We start from the raw sequence: 13,730 nt of genomic DNA, 5'->3' as shown, positions 1-13,730 counted from the left end.
TGGCGGATTGCCTACACAATCAAGTCGGCGCCTCGAAGGCGGGCGGCCTGGGGCGGATCGACACCGAGGAGGAGACGATATGGCCCGGTTTCCGAAGCCGCCTGAAGGCAGCTGGACAGAGCACTACCCGCAGCTGGGCACCGGGCCGGTGTCCTACGAGGATTCGATCGATCCGCAGTTCTACGAGATCGAGCGCAAGGCGGTGTTCAAGCGCGCCTGGCTCAACGTCGGCCGGGTGGAGCAGGTGCCGCGCAAGGGCAGCTACTTCACCAAGGAGCTCAAGGTCGTCAACACGTCGATCATCGTCGTGCGGATCAGCACCGGCGAGGTGAAGGCGTACCACAACATCTGCCGACACCGGGGCAACAAGCTGGTGTGGAACGACATGCCGCTCGAGGAGACCAGCGGGGTCTGCCGCCAGTTCACCTGCAAGTACCACGCCTGGCGCTACGACCTCGAGGGCAATCTGACCTTCGTGCAGCAGGAGGGCGAGTTCTTCGACCTGGACAAGAGTCGCTACGGGCTGGTGCCGGTGCACTGCGACGTCTGGGAAGGCTTCATCTTCGTCAACTTCGCGAAGGAGCCGGAGCAGCCGCTGCGGGACTTCCTCGGACCGATGATCACCAATCTCGGTGGCTATCCGTTCGACAAGATGACCTCCCGCTTCCAGTACCGCTCAGAGGTCAAGGCCAACTGGAAGCTCTACATGGACGCGTTCCAGGAGTTCTATCACGCACCCGTCCTGCACGCGAACCAGTCGCCCACCGCCTACTCGAAGGCTGCGGCCGAGGCGGGATTCGAGGCGCCGCACTACCGGATCGAAGGTCCGCACCGGCTCGTGAGCACGTCCGGTGTGCGGGCCTGGGAGATGGCCGACGAGATGCGCAAGCCGATCGAGGACATCTGCCAGAGCGGGCTTTTCGGGCCATGGGACGGCCAAGATCTGGGGGAGATGCCGCCGGGCCTCAACCCGGCGAAGTGCGATCCGTGGGGCCTGGACTCGTTCCAGCTCTTCCCCAATTTCGTCATCCTGTTCTGGGGGCAGGGCTGGTATCTGACGTACCACTACTGGCCGACGTCGCACAACACCCACATCTTCGAGGGCACGGTGTACTTCCCGCAGCCACGCACTCCGCGCGAACGCATCGCCCAGGAGCTGGCCGCCGTGTCGTTCAAGGAGTACGGACTGCAGGACGCCAACACCCTGGAGGCCACCCAGACGATGGTCGAGTCCCGGGTCCTTGACGACTTCCTGCTCTGTGACCAGGAGGTGCTGATCCGCCACCTGCACACCGAGACGGCCGCCTGGGTCGAGGACTACCAGCGCAAGACCGCGGAGGTGTGACCGTGACGACCACAGAGACGACCGTGACGAGCAAGCTGCCCCCCGAATTCGCGGACCTGGAGCCGTTTTCCGACTGGTGCCTGGGCACCGAGGCGGAGCGCTACGCCAAGCGGTTGAGCAGTTCGATGCGTGACATGCAGGCGTTCTACGACGCGGTCACCGCGCGTGCGGAGGAGGCGATCGCCTACTGCGACAAGTTCAGCCTCGACGACCTGCCCGAGGACGTGCTCAACCTGATGCACCTGCTGTACTCGATGATTCAGGTGTCGTTCCCGGTCGAGTGCTGGAAGCAGCCCAAGGTCCCCGACACGGGGGCCACCAGCCTGGACTGCGTCTCCGAACCGGTGCCGTGACCGACGGGCCATCCGGCGCAGACCCGATCGTCCTGAGGGCGGCGCGCTGGGCCGACGTCGCGGCCGGCGAGGTGCGTTCACCGGCCGTCGTCGTCGTCGACGGGAACCGCATCCAGGCCGTGAATCCCGAGCGGGTTCCCCAGGACGCGGCCGAGGACATCGACCTCGGGGACGTCACGCTGCTCCCCGGTCTGATGGACATGGAGCTCAACCTGCTGATCGGCGGCCCCGGCGGCCCCGAAGGCCTGCCCAGCCCGATGCACGGGGTGCAGGACGACCCCGCCTACCGCACGCTGCGCGGCGCGGTGAATGCCCGGACCACGCTGGACGCCGGCTTCACCACGGTCCGCAATCTCGGCCTGATGGTGAAGACCGGCGGCTACCTGCTCGACGTGGCACTGCAGCGCGCGATCGAGCAGGGCTGGCACGCCGGCCCCCGCATCTATCCCGCCGGGCATGCCGTGACGCCCTACGGCGGGCACCTCGACCCCACCGTGTTCCAGCGCCTCGCGCCCGGGATCATGCCGCTCTCGGTGGCCGAGGGCATCGCCAACGGGGTCGACGAGGTGCGCGCGTGTGTGCGATACCAGATCCGGCACGGCGCCAAGCTGATCAAGGTCTCGGCGTCCGGTGGCGTGATGTCGCACAGCACCGCTCCGGGGGCGCAACAGTACTCCGACGACGAGTTCGCCGCGATCGCCGACGAGGCGCATCGCGCGGGGGTACGCGTGGCGGCGCATGCGGTGGGGGACAGTGCCGTCCGCGCGTGCATCCGAGCCGGTATCGACTGCATCGAACACGGCTTCCTGGCCTCCGACGAGACCATCCAGATGATGGTCGACCACGGCACCTTCCTGGTGTCGACCACCTACCTGACCGAGGCGATGGCCATCGACCGCATCGCCCCGGAGCTACGCCGCAAGGCCGAGGAGGTGTTCCCGCGCGCACAGGCCATGCTCCCGAAGGCGATCGCGGCAGGGGTGCGCATCGCTTGCGGCACCGACGCGCCCGCCGTCCCGCACGGCCAGAACGCCAAGGAACTGCGCGCTCTGGTGGCGCGCGGGATGACACCCATGCAGGCCCTGCGGGCGGCGACGATCACCAGCGCCGAGCTCATCGACGCCGACGACGAACTCGGCCGCATCGCCCCGGGCTACCTCGCCGATCTCATCGCCGTGCCCGGTGACCCGTCCGCGGACATCTCCACCACGCTCGACGTGCGCTTCGTGATGAAGGACGGCCGGGTCCACAAGCGCGGCGGTGGTTCGCAGAGCTAACGTCGAGCGCACCGCACAGCGATCGGAGAGGCCCGGTATGGAGCAGACCGACAACATCCTGTGGCTGCTCAAGCAGGCCTGGTACTTCTCGCTGACGTCGGTGAACGACGCGGTGAGCGAGCACGGGGTGAGCACCGCCCAGATCGGCGTGCTGCGCCAGCTGTCCGACGAACCCGGCCTGTCCGGCGCCGAGCTGGCCCGGCGGCTGCTCATCAGCCCCCAGGGCGTGCAGCTGGCCCTGACCGCGCTCGAGAAGCGGGGGCTGGTGCAACGCAAACAGGACCCACAGCACGGCCGGATCCTGCAGGCATTCCTCACCGACCAGGGCCGCATGGTCGCCGCGGCCGTCGTGAACGACGCCATCGCCGCGCACGACCGGGTGTTCGGCGTGCTGACCAAGGCCGAGCAGGAGACGTTGCGCCAGCTGCTGAGCCGTGTCGTCGAACAGGGCACGGGCCGCGAGATGCGCATCGATCACGTGGACGAGTAGCGGCGATGTATCAGGTACTTGAGATTAATGACAAGTACTTGATATCATTGGCCGCGATGAGCGAGCACACCGATTCGGACGGCTTTGCCGCACTTCGCATCAAGCGGATCGTGCGCGAGACCTCTGACGCCGTGTCACTTGTGCTGGACGTGCCGGAGCACTGCACCTCGCGCTTCCGGTACCAGGCCGGTCAGTTCCTGACGCTGCGGGTCACCGTCGACGGCCGCGAACTGCGCCGCTGCTACTCGATGTCATCCGCGCCGGTCGAGGACGATCTGCAGATCACCGTCAAGCGCGACCCGGGCGGGCTGGTGTCCAACTGGCTCAACGACACCGCGGCCGAGGGCGCCGAGATCCACGCCGCGCCGCCCGAGGGCCGGTTCCTGTTGCGCGAGAACGGCGATGCGATCGCCGCCTTCGCGGGCGGTAGCGGGATCACCCCGATCATGTCGCTGATCCGCACGGCACTGGCGACGACGTCGCGGCCGGTCCGGCTGTTCTACGCCAACCGCAGCCGCGACGGCGTCATCTTCGCCGACGCGCTGACCCGTCTGGCCGAGGGCCATCCCGACCGGTTGTCGGTGACGCACCACTTCGACGACGACCGCGGTGTCGTCACGAAATCCGCGATCGAGGACTTTCTCGACGGCCTCACCGACGGCGCCGACCACTACATCTGCGGGCCGGGGCCGTTCATGGACACCGTGGAGGCCACGGTGCTCACCGCCGGTGCGCCGCGCGACCGGGTGCACCTCGAGCGCTTCACGGTGGCGGTGGACGAGGCCGAGGCGGCCGGGGCGGCGGAATCGTCGCAGGGCACCGAACAGGTCGTCATCGAACTGGACCGGCAGACCACCACGGCGGAGTACCGGGCGGGCAACACCCTGCTGCAGACGGCGCGGACGGCGGGACTGCGCGCGCCGGCGTCCTGCGAGACGGGCTCGTGCGGAACCTGCATGGCGCGAATCGTCGACGGGAGCGCGCGGATGCTCAACAACGACGCGCTCGACGACGACGAGGTGGCCGAGGGCTGGGTGCTGACCTGCCAGTCGCTGCCCACCAGCCGCACAGTCCACGTGGTCTACGAGTAGGAACGAGGTAACACATGGCACGGGTGGCGGTGGTGACCGGCGGTGCGTCGGGCATGGGGGAGTCGACGTGTCACGAACTCGGACGGCGCGGCCACCGGGTCGCGGTGCTCGACCTCGACGGCGACGCGGCGCAACGGGTCGCCGAAGAACTACGCGCCGAGGGGGTGACCACGCTCGGCGTGGCCGCGGACGTCTCGGACCGAGCCGCGGTCGAGGAGGCGTTCGCCAAGGTCCGCAGTGAGCTGGGGCCGGTGCACATCCTGGTCACCAGCGCGGGCCTGGTGGACTGGGCGCCGTTCGTCGAGATGACCGTCGAAGCGTGGCAGCGGCTCATCGACGTCAACCTCACCGGGACGTTCCACTGCTGTCAGGTGGCCATACCGGACATGCTCGAGGCGGGGTGGGGCCGCATCGTGATGATTTCCTCGTCGAGTGCGCAGCGCGGATCGCCGGGGATGGCGCACTACGCCTCGTCCAAGGGCGCCCTGCTTTCCCTGACCCGGTCGCTGGCACGCGAATTCGGTGCACTGGGCATCACCGTCAACAACGTCCCGCCGTCCGGCATCGAGACACCGATGCAGCACAAGTCCCAGGCCGCCGGCCTCTTGCCGCCCAACGAGCAGATGGCCGCGAGCATCCCGGTCGGTCATCTTGGCACCGGTGACGACATCGCCGCCGCGGTCGGCTTCCTGTGCTCCGAGGAGGCCGGCTTCATCACCGGCCAAACGCTCGGTGTCAACGGCGGATCGGTGATGTGATGGACCGGGCGACCGGCGACCGGGCGGTAGACACGGAAACGCAACCACGACAGGGAGGTTCGCATGGCGAAGTGGCCTAAGCCGGCGGAGGGCAGCTGGACCGAGCACTATCCGGAACTGGGCACCGGGCCGGTGTCGTTCCGCGATTCCACCTCGCCGGAGTTCTACGAACTCGAGCGCGAGGCGATCTTCAAGCGCGCGTGGCTCAACGTCGCGCGCGTCGAGGAACTGCCGCGCGTGGGCAGCTACCTCACCAAGGAGATCCACGCGGCGAACACGTCGGTGATCGTGGTCAAGGGCCGAGACGAGCAGATCCGGGCGTTCTACAACATCTGCCGCCATCGCGGGAACAAGCTGGTGTGGAACGACTTCCCGAACGAGGAGGTCAAGGGTGCCTGCCGGCAGTTCACCTGCAAGTACCACGGCTGGCGCTACGGGCTCGACGGAGAGCTGAAGTTCGTGCAGCAGCCCGGCGAGTTCTTCGACCTCGACACCACCAAGTACGGTCTGGCGCCGGTGCACTGCGATGTGTGGAACGGCTTCGTGTTCATCAATCTCGACCCCGAACCGCGCCAGAGCCTGCGCGAGTTCCTCGGGCCGATGATCACCGCCCTGGACGACTACCCGTTCGAATTGATGACCGAGCGTTACGATTTCGTCGCCCACAACAACAGCAACTGGAAGATATTCGCCGACGCGTTCCAGGAGTACTACCACGTGCCGTCGCTGCATTCGCAGCAGGTGCCCACGGAGGTGCGCCAACCCAACCAGACCTTCGAATGCGGGCACTTCCAGATCGACGGGCCGCACCGGCTGGTGTCCACGGCGGGCACCCGTCGCTGGCTGCTCGCCCCCGAATACATGTATCCGGTGGAGCGGGCCACCCGCAGCGGACTGGTGGGCCCGTGGCGCACACCGGAGACGCACTTCTCGGCGGGCCTCAACCCCGGCGGCATCGAACCGTGGGGCATCACCAACTTCCAGGTCTTCCCCAACCTGGAGATCCTGATCTACCACGGCTGGTACCTGCTGTACCGCTACTGGCCGACGTCGCACAACACGCACAAGTTCGAGGCCTACAACGCCTTTCACCCGGCGCGCACCGTGCGCGAGCGCATCGAGCACGAGGTCGCCTCGGTGGTGCTCAAGGAGTTCGCGCTGCAGGACGCCGGCATGCTCGGCGGTACGCAGGCGGCGCTGGAGTACGGCCTGGAAACACCAATAGTCGACGACTACCCGCTCAACGACCAGGAGATCCTCGTCCGTCACCTGCACAAGGTCGCCGTGGACTGGGTCGAGGACTACAAGACCGAGCGTTCACCGGTGGGGGTGTGAGCATGGCCGAATCGCGACTGCCCAGTGCGTTCGCCGAATTCGAACCATTCGCCGAGAAGTGGTGCCTGGCCACCGAACCGCAGCGCTGGGAGGCCCGGCTCAACACCCCGATGCCGGAGATCCGCAGGTTCTACGACGCGTTCTCCCCGCGGTTCGAGGAGGCGATCGACTTCTGCGACAAGTTCCCGCTCGACGACGTCCCCGACGACGTGCTGAACCTGCTCCACCTCATCTACTCGATGGTCATGGTCTCGATGGCCGTCGAGGTCTTCGGTACCCAGAAACCCGCCGACTCCGCCGACGCCGTGATCGACCGCGTCAGCGCGCCGGTGCCCTGACAGACAGGACACGCATGACCCTTCTGACGATCAACAAGCTGACCGATTCGGTCGGCGCCGAGGTGACCGGCGTCGACCCGGACCGGCTGGCCGGAGACGACTCGCTGGGCGAGGCGGTGCTCGACGCGCTGGAGGACAACGGCGTGCTGGTGTTCCCCGGTCTGGGCCTGCAGCCCGAGGTGCAGGTCGAGTTCTGCCGCCGGCTCGGCGAGATCGACCACTCCTCCGACGGGCACCACCCGGTGCCAGGCATCTACCCGGTGACGCTGGACAAGTCGAAGAACTCGTCGGCCGCCTACCTTCGCGCCACGTTCGACTGGCACATCGACGGCTGCACGCCGCTGAACGACGAATGTCCGCAGAAGGCGACCGTGCTGTCGGCCAAGCAGGTGGCATCGCGCGGCGGCGAGACGGAGTTCGCGAATTCCTACGCCGCTTACGAGGCGTTCAGCGACGAGGAGAAGGACCGCTTCGGGGCACTGCGGGTGGTGCACTCGCTGGAGGCCTCGCAGCGCAGGATCACGCCCGATCCCTCACCGGAGCAGGTGGCGAAGTGGCGGAGTCGTCCCACCCATGAGCACCCCCTGGTGTGGACGCACCGCAGCGGCCGGCGGTCACTGGTGCTCGGCGCCTCGGCGGACCACGTCGTCGGCATGGACCTCGACGAGGGCCGGGCCCTGCTCGCCGAGCTGCTCGACCGGGCCACCCAGCCCGGCCTGGTGTACAGCCACCGCTGGTCGGTCGGCGACACCGTCATCTGGGACAACAACGGCGTCCTGCACCGGGCGGCGCCGTACGACCCCGATTCGCCGCGGGAGATGCTGCGCACCACGGTGCTCGGCGACGAACCGATCCAGTGACCCGCCTGGCGCCGCTGCCCGACGGCGAATGGACCGATGACAGCCGTGAAGCGCTGCGGTCGCTGCTGCCCGCCGAGCGTCGCAATCCCCGCGACGCGGGCAACGTGCTGTCGACGCTGCTGCACCATCCCGGTCTCACCCACGCCTACCTGACGTTCAACGCCCATGTGCTGCGCGATTCCACGTTGCCGGACCGGGTGCGCGAGATCGCGGTGCTTCGTGCGGCGCAGCGCCGCGGGTGCGAATACCTGTGGCACCACCACGTCCCGATCGCCCACCGCGCCGGCCTGACCGACGCCGAGATCGAGGGCGTGCACGCCGGCGCGCCCGCGGACGAGACCGATCGGTTGGTGGTCAACGCGGCCGACGAACTGCACGACCGCGATGCCGTCACCGACGCCACGTGGCATGCGCTGGGGCGGGTGTTCGACGACCGTCAGCGGATGGACCTCGTTTTCACCGTCGGCTGCTACGACCTGCTGGCGACGGCGGTCAACACCTTCGAGATCCAGGACGAGGACGACGAGCCGGGGCGCCGGGACGGGGCCGAGCGCTCCACTCGTTGACGGCGCGCAACCGGTGTGAAAACCTGATACGCAAAGATGAGAATCACATTCTCGCTCGATCCGAACGGAGTCACACATGGCGGAGGACCTCACGGCGGTCGACTTCTTCCGGGACGCCCGTGTGCTGGACGATCCGTACCCGTTCTACGACGCGCTGCGCAGCAAGTGCCCGGTCAGCCGCGAGGACAAGTACGGCGTCACGATGGTCACCGGGTGGCAGGAAGCGGTCGACGTCTACAACGACGCGGAGAGCTTCTCCTCCTGCATCTCGGTCACCGGACCGTTCCCCGGCTTCCCGGTGCCGCTGGAGGGCCTGGAGAACACCGACCTGTCAGACCTCATCGTCAAGCACCGCGACGAGATCCCGTTCAGCGACCAGTTGCCCACGCTGGACCCGCCGACCCACACGAATCACCGCGCGCTCCTGATGCGGCTCATCACGCCGAAGCGTCTCAAGGAGAACGAGGACGCGATGTGGCAGCTCGCCGACGACATCCTCGATGACTTCCTCGCGCCCGGGGAAGGTGAGTTCATCAAGGGCTTCGCCGGGCCGTTCACGCTGCGCGTGATTGCCGACCTACTCGGTGTGCCGGAGGAGGACCGCGCCGAGCTGATCGAGCGGCTCGCCAGGGGCACCCACGGAAGCGGCCTGGGCAACGCGGACAAGACACTGACCAAGACGCCGCTGGAGTACCTCTACGAGGTGTTCGCCTCCTACGTCGAGGACCGTCGCCGCGAACCGCGCGACGATGTGCTGACGGGGCTGGCGACGGCGGCGTTCCCGGACGGCACCATGCCCGAGGTCGCCGACGTCGTGCGCGTGGCGACGAACGTCTTCTCTGCCGGCCAGGAGACCACGGTGCGGCTGCTGAGCACCGCGCTGAAGGTGATCGGCGACCAGCCCGACGTCCAGCGCAGGCTGCGCGAGGACCGCAGCCTGCTCGGCAATTTCATCGAGGAGTGCCTGCGTATCGAAAGCCCCGTCAAGGGCGACTTCCGGATGTCGCGGGTGCCGACCACGGTGGGCGAGGAGGCGCTCGGCGCCGGGAGCACCGTGATGGTGATCAACGGTGCGGCCAACCGCGATCCGCGCCGCTTCGAGGATCCCGACAGCTTCGATCCCGAGCGCAAGAACGCCCGCCAGCACCTGGCGTTCGGCCGCGGCATCCACAGCTGCCCGGGCGCCCCGCTGGCGCGCGCGGAGACCAGGGTGGGACTCGAACGGCTGCTCGACCGCACCACCGACATCCGGATCTCCGAGGAGAAACACGGTCCGGCGGGGCAGCGGCGCTACTCCTACATCCCGACCTACATTCTCCGCGGCCTGACCGAACTGCACCTCGAGTTCGACCTCTGATGCGTGTCGCCGTCGACGAGGATCGCTGCGCCGGGCACGGGATGTGCCTGACGCTGTGCCCCGAGGTGTTCGAACTGACCGACGACGGATGGGCCGCGGCGGATCCCCCCGATGTGCCGGCCGGGCTGGAGAAGGCGGCGCAGGAGGCGATCGACAACTGCCCGGAGCGCGCTATCCACCTGATCGACTGACCGAAACCCACGAAGAGACAAGGACTCCGGCATGCCCAAGGGCTATGTGATCATCACCGAAGACGTCAAGGACGCGGCAGGCATGGCCGAATACGGCAAGCTCGCCAGCCAGACGATGGCCAACGCGAAGGTGCTGGCGTTCGGTCCTGCGGTGGAAGCCATCGAGGGGCAGTGGCACGGCACGCAGACGGTGCTCCTGGAGTTCGAATCGGTGGACGCCGCGAAGGAGTGGTACTACTCCGACGAATACCAAGAGGCGCTCAAGTTGCGTCAGGCCGCCGCCGACTGCAACGGCGCGATCTTCTCCGGCTTCTGAGTCGTCGCGCGATGAGTTCTGCCCTGTGATGCAGTCTGATCTGCATGGGCAAACTCATCTATGGCTTCACCGTGTCGGTCGACGGGTACATCGCCGATGCGCAGGGCAGCATCGACTGGTCGGATCCGAGTGAAGAACTGCACCAGTACTGGAACGACTTCGAGCGGGAGACTGCGTGCGCGTTCTACGGGCGGCGGCTCTACGACCTGATGTCCGCGTACTGGCCGACCGCCGACGAGGCTCCGGACGCCACCCCGATGATCGTCGACTTCGCACAGATCTGGCGCGACATGCCCAAGGTCGTGTTCTCGCGCACCCTGCAGTCCGTCGACTGGAACTCCCGCCTGGAACGCGGCGACCCGGTCGAGGTGGTGACGAAGCTGAAGGCCGAGACCGACGGCCAATTGGAGGTGGCCGGCGCGACGCTGGCCGCACCGATCGTGGCGGCCGGGCTGGTGGACGAGTACCGGATCGTCGTGGCGCCCACCGCCGTGGGCGGCGGCACACCGTTCTTCCCGGCACTGCCGTCATGGATCTCGCTGCGGCTGGTGGAGAACCGCACCTTCCCGGGCGGCACGGTCCTGCTGCGCTACGAGGCGAAACGCGACTGACCGGAGATGCGCAGCCGGGTGGCGTGCGGCCGCGCCCCGGGTCGGTCAGCGCAGGACGCGCACCGGGACGTGCGACCAGCCGGCGACGTTCTGCATCGCCACCCGCCTGCAGTCGTCCCAGATCACCTCGTAGCGGGGCATGAAGTCCAGCAGCCGCTCGAGGGCGATCGCGCTCTCCATCCGGGCGAGCGCCGCGCCGAGGCAGCTGTGCACCCCGTACCCGAAGCCCAGGTTCTGCGCCTCGGTCCGGTCGCGGTCGATGTCGAACGTGTCGGCATCGGTGAAGGCCTCGGGGTCGCGGTTGGCCGACCCGCCGAGCAGGAACACCGGCTTGCCCTCGGGGATCGTGACCCCGTGCAGCGTCACCTCTTTCATCGAGCGGCGCACGTTGTACTGGGCGGGCGCCTCGTAGCGCAGTAGTTCCTCGACTGCGGCCGGGATCTTGCTGCGGTCGTCGAGCAGCTTCTGCCACTGGTCGGGATTCTGGGCGAACGTCACCGCGGCGTTGCCGATCAGCTTGGTGACCGTCTCAGCGCCCGCGCCGCCCAGAAGTGTGGCGAAGCCGGCGATCTCGAAGTCGTCGAGGCTCTCCATCTGGCCGTCTTCGCGCTGGATCTCGGCCTGCACCAGGCGGGTGAACATGTCGTCCTGCGGTTCGGCGCGCCGCTGCTGGATCAACTCGTAGTACAGGCCCATCGCCTCCGCGATGGCCTGCATGCCCTCCTGGGACATCTCGACCTGGCCGGGCTCCCTGTGCAGGGACGTGTCCACCCACTGGCGCACCTGCTGGCGGCGCTCCTCGGGGACGCCGAGCATCCGGGTGATGACCTCCACCGGGAAGAACGCCGAGAACTCCTGCACGACGTCGAAGTGCCCGGGGTCGGCGGCGCGGAAGCACTGGTCGATGGTCTCGATGACCATCGGCTTCAGGTTCGCGATCGCGCGCGGGGTGAACACCTTGTTGACCAGGCTGCGCATCTGACGGTGCTCGGGCGGGTCCATCAGGATGATCATCTTCATCGGAAGCGGTTCGCCGGACTTCACCATCGCCAGGTCGAGGCCGTACGCCGAGGAGAACGTCTCCCAGTCCTTGAACGCCGCCGCCACGTCCGCGTGCCGGGACAACGCGTAGAAGTCCTGTTCCTCGTTGTAGTAGACCGGCGCCTCCTCACGCATGCGCCGGTATATCTCCCAGGGACTGTTGAAGTACTCCTCGGAGAAGGGGTCGAACACGAGCTTCGATGTGGTCATTCACTCTCTCATTTCGCCGCGGCGGGTGCCGGTGAGTCGGTCACTCGTCGCGGATGGCGATGGCCTGTCGCGGGCACTGCCGCACGGCCTCTTTGATCTGCTCTTCGTTCTCGGGTGTGACCTCGTCCTGCAGGACGTGCAGGTAGTCGTCGTCGTCGAGGTCGAACACCTCCGGGATGATGCCCATGCACACCCCGTTGCTCTCGCAGAGGCCGAAGTCGACCTCGATCTTCTGGGTCATGCGCGATCCCGCTCCGCTTCTCGCTGGGTCATGCGCGATCCCGCTCCGCTTCTCGCTTGGTCACCGCATCACCCGCACAGGCACGTGGTGATAGCCGGCGACGTTCTGCATCGTGACGCGCTGCAGACCGTCGAAGTCGACCTCGAAGCGGGGCATGAAGTCGAGCAGGTGCTCCAGCGCGATGACCGTTTCGAGGCGGGCCAGCGCAGCGCCCAGGCAGCTGTGGATGCCGTAGCCGAGGCCGAGGTTCTGCGCCTGCGCGCGGTCGCGGGTGATGTCGAACGTCTCGCCGTCGTCGAACGCCCGCGGGTCGCGGTTGGCGGCGGCCTTCATCAGGAACACCGGCTTGTGCGCGGGGATCGTGCCGCTGGGCACCTCGGTCTCCTTGAGGGTGTAGCGCACGTTGTACTGCACCGGGCCCACGTAGCGCAGCAACTCCTCGACGGCGGCGGGCACCAGGCTGCGGTCGTCGAGCAGCATCTGCCACTGTTCGGGATGGCGCGCGAACTCGACCACGGCACTGCCGACCAGCTTGGTGACTGTCTCGGCGCCCGCGCCGCCCAGCAGCGCGACGAAGCCGGTGATCTCGACGTCGTCGAGCCTGCGCATCTCGCCGTTCTCGCCGGGGATCTCCGCGGCGATCAGGCGGCTGATCATGTCGGCCTGCGGGTTCTGCCGCCGCTCCTGCACCAGGCCGTAGTAGTAGACCCCTGCATCGATATTGGCCTGCATGTTCTCGTCGGACAGATAGAGCTGTCCTGGCTTGACTTCCAGACCCTTGTCGATCCAGTGCCGCACCTGCTGGCGGAACTCCTCGGGAACGCCGGCCATCCGGGTGATCACCTCGACCGGGAACGGGCCGGAGAAGTCCTGCACCACATCGAAGCCGTCGGGATCCACCTGGGACAGGTAGTGCTGCACGAGATCGACGACGGTCTCACGCTGTGACTGGATGGCCCGGGGGGTGAACGCCTTGTTGAGCAGGCTGCGCATGAAGCGGTGTTCCGGAGGGTCCATGAAGATGATCGACTTCTGGAAACCCTGGCCGGACTTGATCATGGACAGGTGACACCCGCGGGTGGAGGAGAACGACTCGTGGTCCTTGAGCGCCGCCGCCACGTCGGCGTGCCGGGTCAGCGCGTAGAAGTCGTCTTCCTCGTCGTAGTAGATCGGGGTCTCGTCGCGCATCCGCCGGTAGATCTCGTAGGGGTCGTCGAAGTACTCCTGCGAGTACGGGCTGAACACCAATTTGGGCTTGGTCATGGAATCCTCCTCGGCGGCGAGATCAGGGCCGAACCGTTACGGAAATCTGAGAGACTGTAAGTCTCAAAATTATCATCGAAGTATGCG

Annotated in this window: 17 protein-coding genes; 14 read left to right on the top strand and 3 right to left on the bottom strand. The window is 67.3% G+C overall.

Annotation, left to right across the window (positions count from 1 at the left end):
* Window positions 1-79 precede the first annotated feature (79 nt).
* The 14 genes from H7I41_RS26305 to H7I41_RS26240 all read left to right on the top strand — a co-directional run bounded on the left by H7I41_RS26305 (window position 80) and on the right by H7I41_RS26240 (window position 10,888).
* The gene (locus tag H7I41_RS26305; RefSeq protein ID WP_264015567.1) at window positions 80-1,345 is read left to right on the top strand and encodes an aromatic ring-hydroxylating oxygenase subunit alpha; all 1,266 of its coding nucleotides are present in this window, start codon (window positions 80-82) and stop codon (window positions 1,343-1,345) included.
* A 23-nt stretch (window positions 1,346-1,368) separates the two neighbouring features.
* Complete coding sequence (locus H7I41_RS26300) at window positions 1,369-1,698, top strand: hypothetical protein (protein WP_264015611.1); 330 nt, start codon at window positions 1,369-1,371, stop codon at window positions 1,696-1,698.
* Complete coding sequence (locus H7I41_RS26295; protein WP_264015566.1) at window positions 1,695-2,975, top strand: metal-dependent hydrolase family protein; 1,281 nt, start codon at window positions 1,695-1,697, stop codon at window positions 2,973-2,975. The genes H7I41_RS26300 and H7I41_RS26295 overlap by 4 nt, the downstream gene beginning before the upstream one ends.
* A 37-nt stretch (window positions 2,976-3,012) precedes the next feature.
* Window positions 3,013-3,465 (top strand): MarR family winged helix-turn-helix transcriptional regulator, encoded by a 453-nt coding sequence (locus H7I41_RS26290; protein WP_264015565.1) that lies wholly within the window; start codon window positions 3,013-3,015, stop codon window positions 3,463-3,465.
* Window positions 3,466-3,521: 56 nt separating this feature from the next.
* A complete protein-coding gene (locus H7I41_RS26285) occupies window positions 3,522-4,556 on the top strand; it encodes a ferredoxin--NADP reductase (protein ID WP_264015564.1) in 1,035 nt (344 codons plus the stop codon).
* 14 nt (window positions 4,557-4,570) lie between these two features.
* Window positions 4,571-5,314, top strand: coding sequence for an SDR family NAD(P)-dependent oxidoreductase (locus H7I41_RS26280; RefSeq protein ID WP_264015563.1), 744 nt, complete (start codon window positions 4,571-4,573; stop codon window positions 5,312-5,314).
* Between the two features lie 63 nt (window positions 5,315-5,377).
* Window positions 5,378-6,649 carry an aromatic ring-hydroxylating oxygenase subunit alpha gene (locus tag H7I41_RS26275; protein ID WP_264015562.1) on the top strand — a complete coding sequence of 424 codons (1,272 nt, stop codon included), beginning with the start codon at window positions 5,378-5,380 and terminating at the stop codon, window positions 6,647-6,649.
* A 2-nt stretch (window positions 6,650-6,651) separates the two neighbouring features.
* Window positions 6,652-6,987 (top strand): hypothetical protein, encoded by a 336-nt coding sequence (locus H7I41_RS26270; protein ID WP_264015561.1) that lies wholly within the window; start codon window positions 6,652-6,654, stop codon window positions 6,985-6,987.
* A gap of 14 nt (window positions 6,988-7,001) precedes the next feature.
* Window positions 7,002-7,847, top strand: a complete 846-nt coding sequence (locus tag H7I41_RS26265) for a TauD/TfdA dioxygenase family protein (RefSeq protein WP_264015560.1) — start codon at window positions 7,002-7,004, stop codon at window positions 7,845-7,847.
* Window positions 7,844-8,413 (top strand): carboxymuconolactone decarboxylase family protein, encoded by a 570-nt coding sequence (locus H7I41_RS26260; RefSeq protein WP_264015559.1) that lies wholly within the window; start codon window positions 7,844-7,846, stop codon window positions 8,411-8,413. The genes H7I41_RS26265 and H7I41_RS26260 overlap by 4 nt, the downstream gene beginning before the upstream one ends.
* A gap of 76 nt (window positions 8,414-8,489) precedes the next feature.
* The gene (locus H7I41_RS26255) at window positions 8,490-9,770 is read left to right on the top strand and encodes a cytochrome P450 (RefSeq protein ID WP_264015558.1); all 1,281 of its coding nucleotides are present in this window, start codon (window positions 8,490-8,492) and stop codon (window positions 9,768-9,770) included.
* Window positions 9,770-9,961 (top strand): ferredoxin, encoded by a 192-nt coding sequence (locus tag H7I41_RS26250; RefSeq protein WP_264015557.1) that lies wholly within the window; start codon window positions 9,770-9,772, stop codon window positions 9,959-9,961. The genes H7I41_RS26255 and H7I41_RS26250 overlap by 1 nt, the downstream gene beginning before the upstream one ends.
* A 31-nt stretch (window positions 9,962-9,992) precedes the next feature.
* A complete protein-coding gene (locus H7I41_RS26245; RefSeq protein ID WP_264015556.1) occupies window positions 9,993-10,277 on the top strand; it encodes a DUF1330 domain-containing protein in 285 nt (94 codons plus the stop codon).
* 44 nt (window positions 10,278-10,321) lie between these two features.
* Window positions 10,322-10,888, top strand: coding sequence for a dihydrofolate reductase family protein (locus H7I41_RS26240; RefSeq protein ID WP_264015555.1), 567 nt, complete (start codon window positions 10,322-10,324; stop codon window positions 10,886-10,888).
* Between the two features lie 45 nt (window positions 10,889-10,933).
* Here the strand turns inward: H7I41_RS26240 and H7I41_RS26235 are convergent, their stop codons facing one another.
* From H7I41_RS26235 to H7I41_RS26225, 3 genes are read right to left on the bottom strand one after another with little or no spacing between them, the layout of a single operon-like run.
* On the bottom strand, window positions 10,934-12,139 hold the full coding sequence (locus H7I41_RS26235; RefSeq protein WP_264015554.1) for a cytochrome P450: 1,206 nt from the start codon (window positions 12,137-12,139) through the stop codon (window positions 10,934-10,936).
* A 40-nt stretch (window positions 12,140-12,179) separates the two neighbouring features.
* A complete protein-coding gene (locus tag H7I41_RS26230; protein ID WP_264015553.1) occupies window positions 12,180-12,380 on the bottom strand; it encodes a ferredoxin in 201 nt (66 codons plus the stop codon).
* A gap of 60 nt (window positions 12,381-12,440) precedes the next feature.
* Window positions 12,441-13,643: a cytochrome P450 gene (locus H7I41_RS26225; RefSeq protein ID WP_264015552.1), complete on the bottom strand. Its 1,203-nt coding sequence runs from the start codon at window positions 13,641-13,643 to the stop codon at window positions 12,441-12,443.
* Window positions 13,644-13,730: the final 87 nt, after the last annotated feature.

This window comes from [Mycobacterium] manitobense, from assembly GCF_025821665.1.
GTDB classification, from domain to species: domain Bacteria; phylum Actinomycetota; class Actinomycetes; order Mycobacteriales; family Mycobacteriaceae; genus Mycobacterium; species Mycobacterium arseniciresistens.
Note: the sequence above shows the minus strand (reverse complement) of the source record. Positions and strands in the feature narration are given on the sequence as shown.

Excerpts from the sequence above, each read along its gene's own strand:
- H7I41_RS26305 (WP_264015567.1), top strand. The coding sequence starts at position 80 with ATGGCCCGGTTTCCGAAGCCGCCTGAAGGCAGCTGGACAGAGCACTAC.
- H7I41_RS26290 (WP_264015565.1), top strand. The coding sequence starts at position 3,013 with ATGGAGCAGACCGACAACATCCTGTGGCTGCTCAAGCAGGCCTGGTAC.
- H7I41_RS26285 (WP_264015564.1), top strand. The coding sequence starts at position 3,522 with ATGAGCGAGCACACCGATTCGGACGGCTTTGCCGCACTTCGCATCAAG.
- H7I41_RS26280 (WP_264015563.1), top strand. The coding sequence starts at position 4,571 with ATGGCACGGGTGGCGGTGGTGACCGGCGGTGCGTCGGGCATGGGGGAG.
- H7I41_RS26275 (WP_264015562.1), top strand. The coding sequence starts at position 5,378 with ATGGCGAAGTGGCCTAAGCCGGCGGAGGGCAGCTGGACCGAGCACTAT.
- H7I41_RS26270 (WP_264015561.1), top strand. The coding sequence starts at position 6,652 with ATGGCCGAATCGCGACTGCCCAGTGCGTTCGCCGAATTCGAACCATTC.
- H7I41_RS26265 (WP_264015560.1), top strand. The coding sequence starts at position 7,002 with ATGACCCTTCTGACGATCAACAAGCTGACCGATTCGGTCGGCGCCGAG.
- H7I41_RS26255 (WP_264015558.1), top strand. The coding sequence starts at position 8,490 with ATGGCGGAGGACCTCACGGCGGTCGACTTCTTCCGGGACGCCCGTGTG.
- H7I41_RS26250 (WP_264015557.1), top strand. The coding sequence starts at position 9,770 with ATGCGTGTCGCCGTCGACGAGGATCGCTGCGCCGGGCACGGGATGTGC.
- H7I41_RS26245 (WP_264015556.1), top strand. The coding sequence starts at position 9,993 with ATGCCCAAGGGCTATGTGATCATCACCGAAGACGTCAAGGACGCGGCA.
- H7I41_RS26240 (WP_264015555.1), top strand. The coding sequence starts at position 10,322 with ATGGGCAAACTCATCTATGGCTTCACCGTGTCGGTCGACGGGTACATC.
- H7I41_RS26235 (WP_264015554.1), bottom strand. The coding sequence starts at position 12,139 with ATGACCACATCGAAGCTCGTGTTCGACCCCTTCTCCGAGGAGTACTTC.
- H7I41_RS26230 (WP_264015553.1), bottom strand. The coding sequence starts at position 12,380 with ATGACCCAGAAGATCGAGGTCGACTTCGGCCTCTGCGAGAGCAACGGG.
- H7I41_RS26225 (WP_264015552.1), bottom strand. The coding sequence starts at position 13,643 with ATGACCAAGCCCAAATTGGTGTTCAGCCCGTACTCGCAGGAGTACTTC.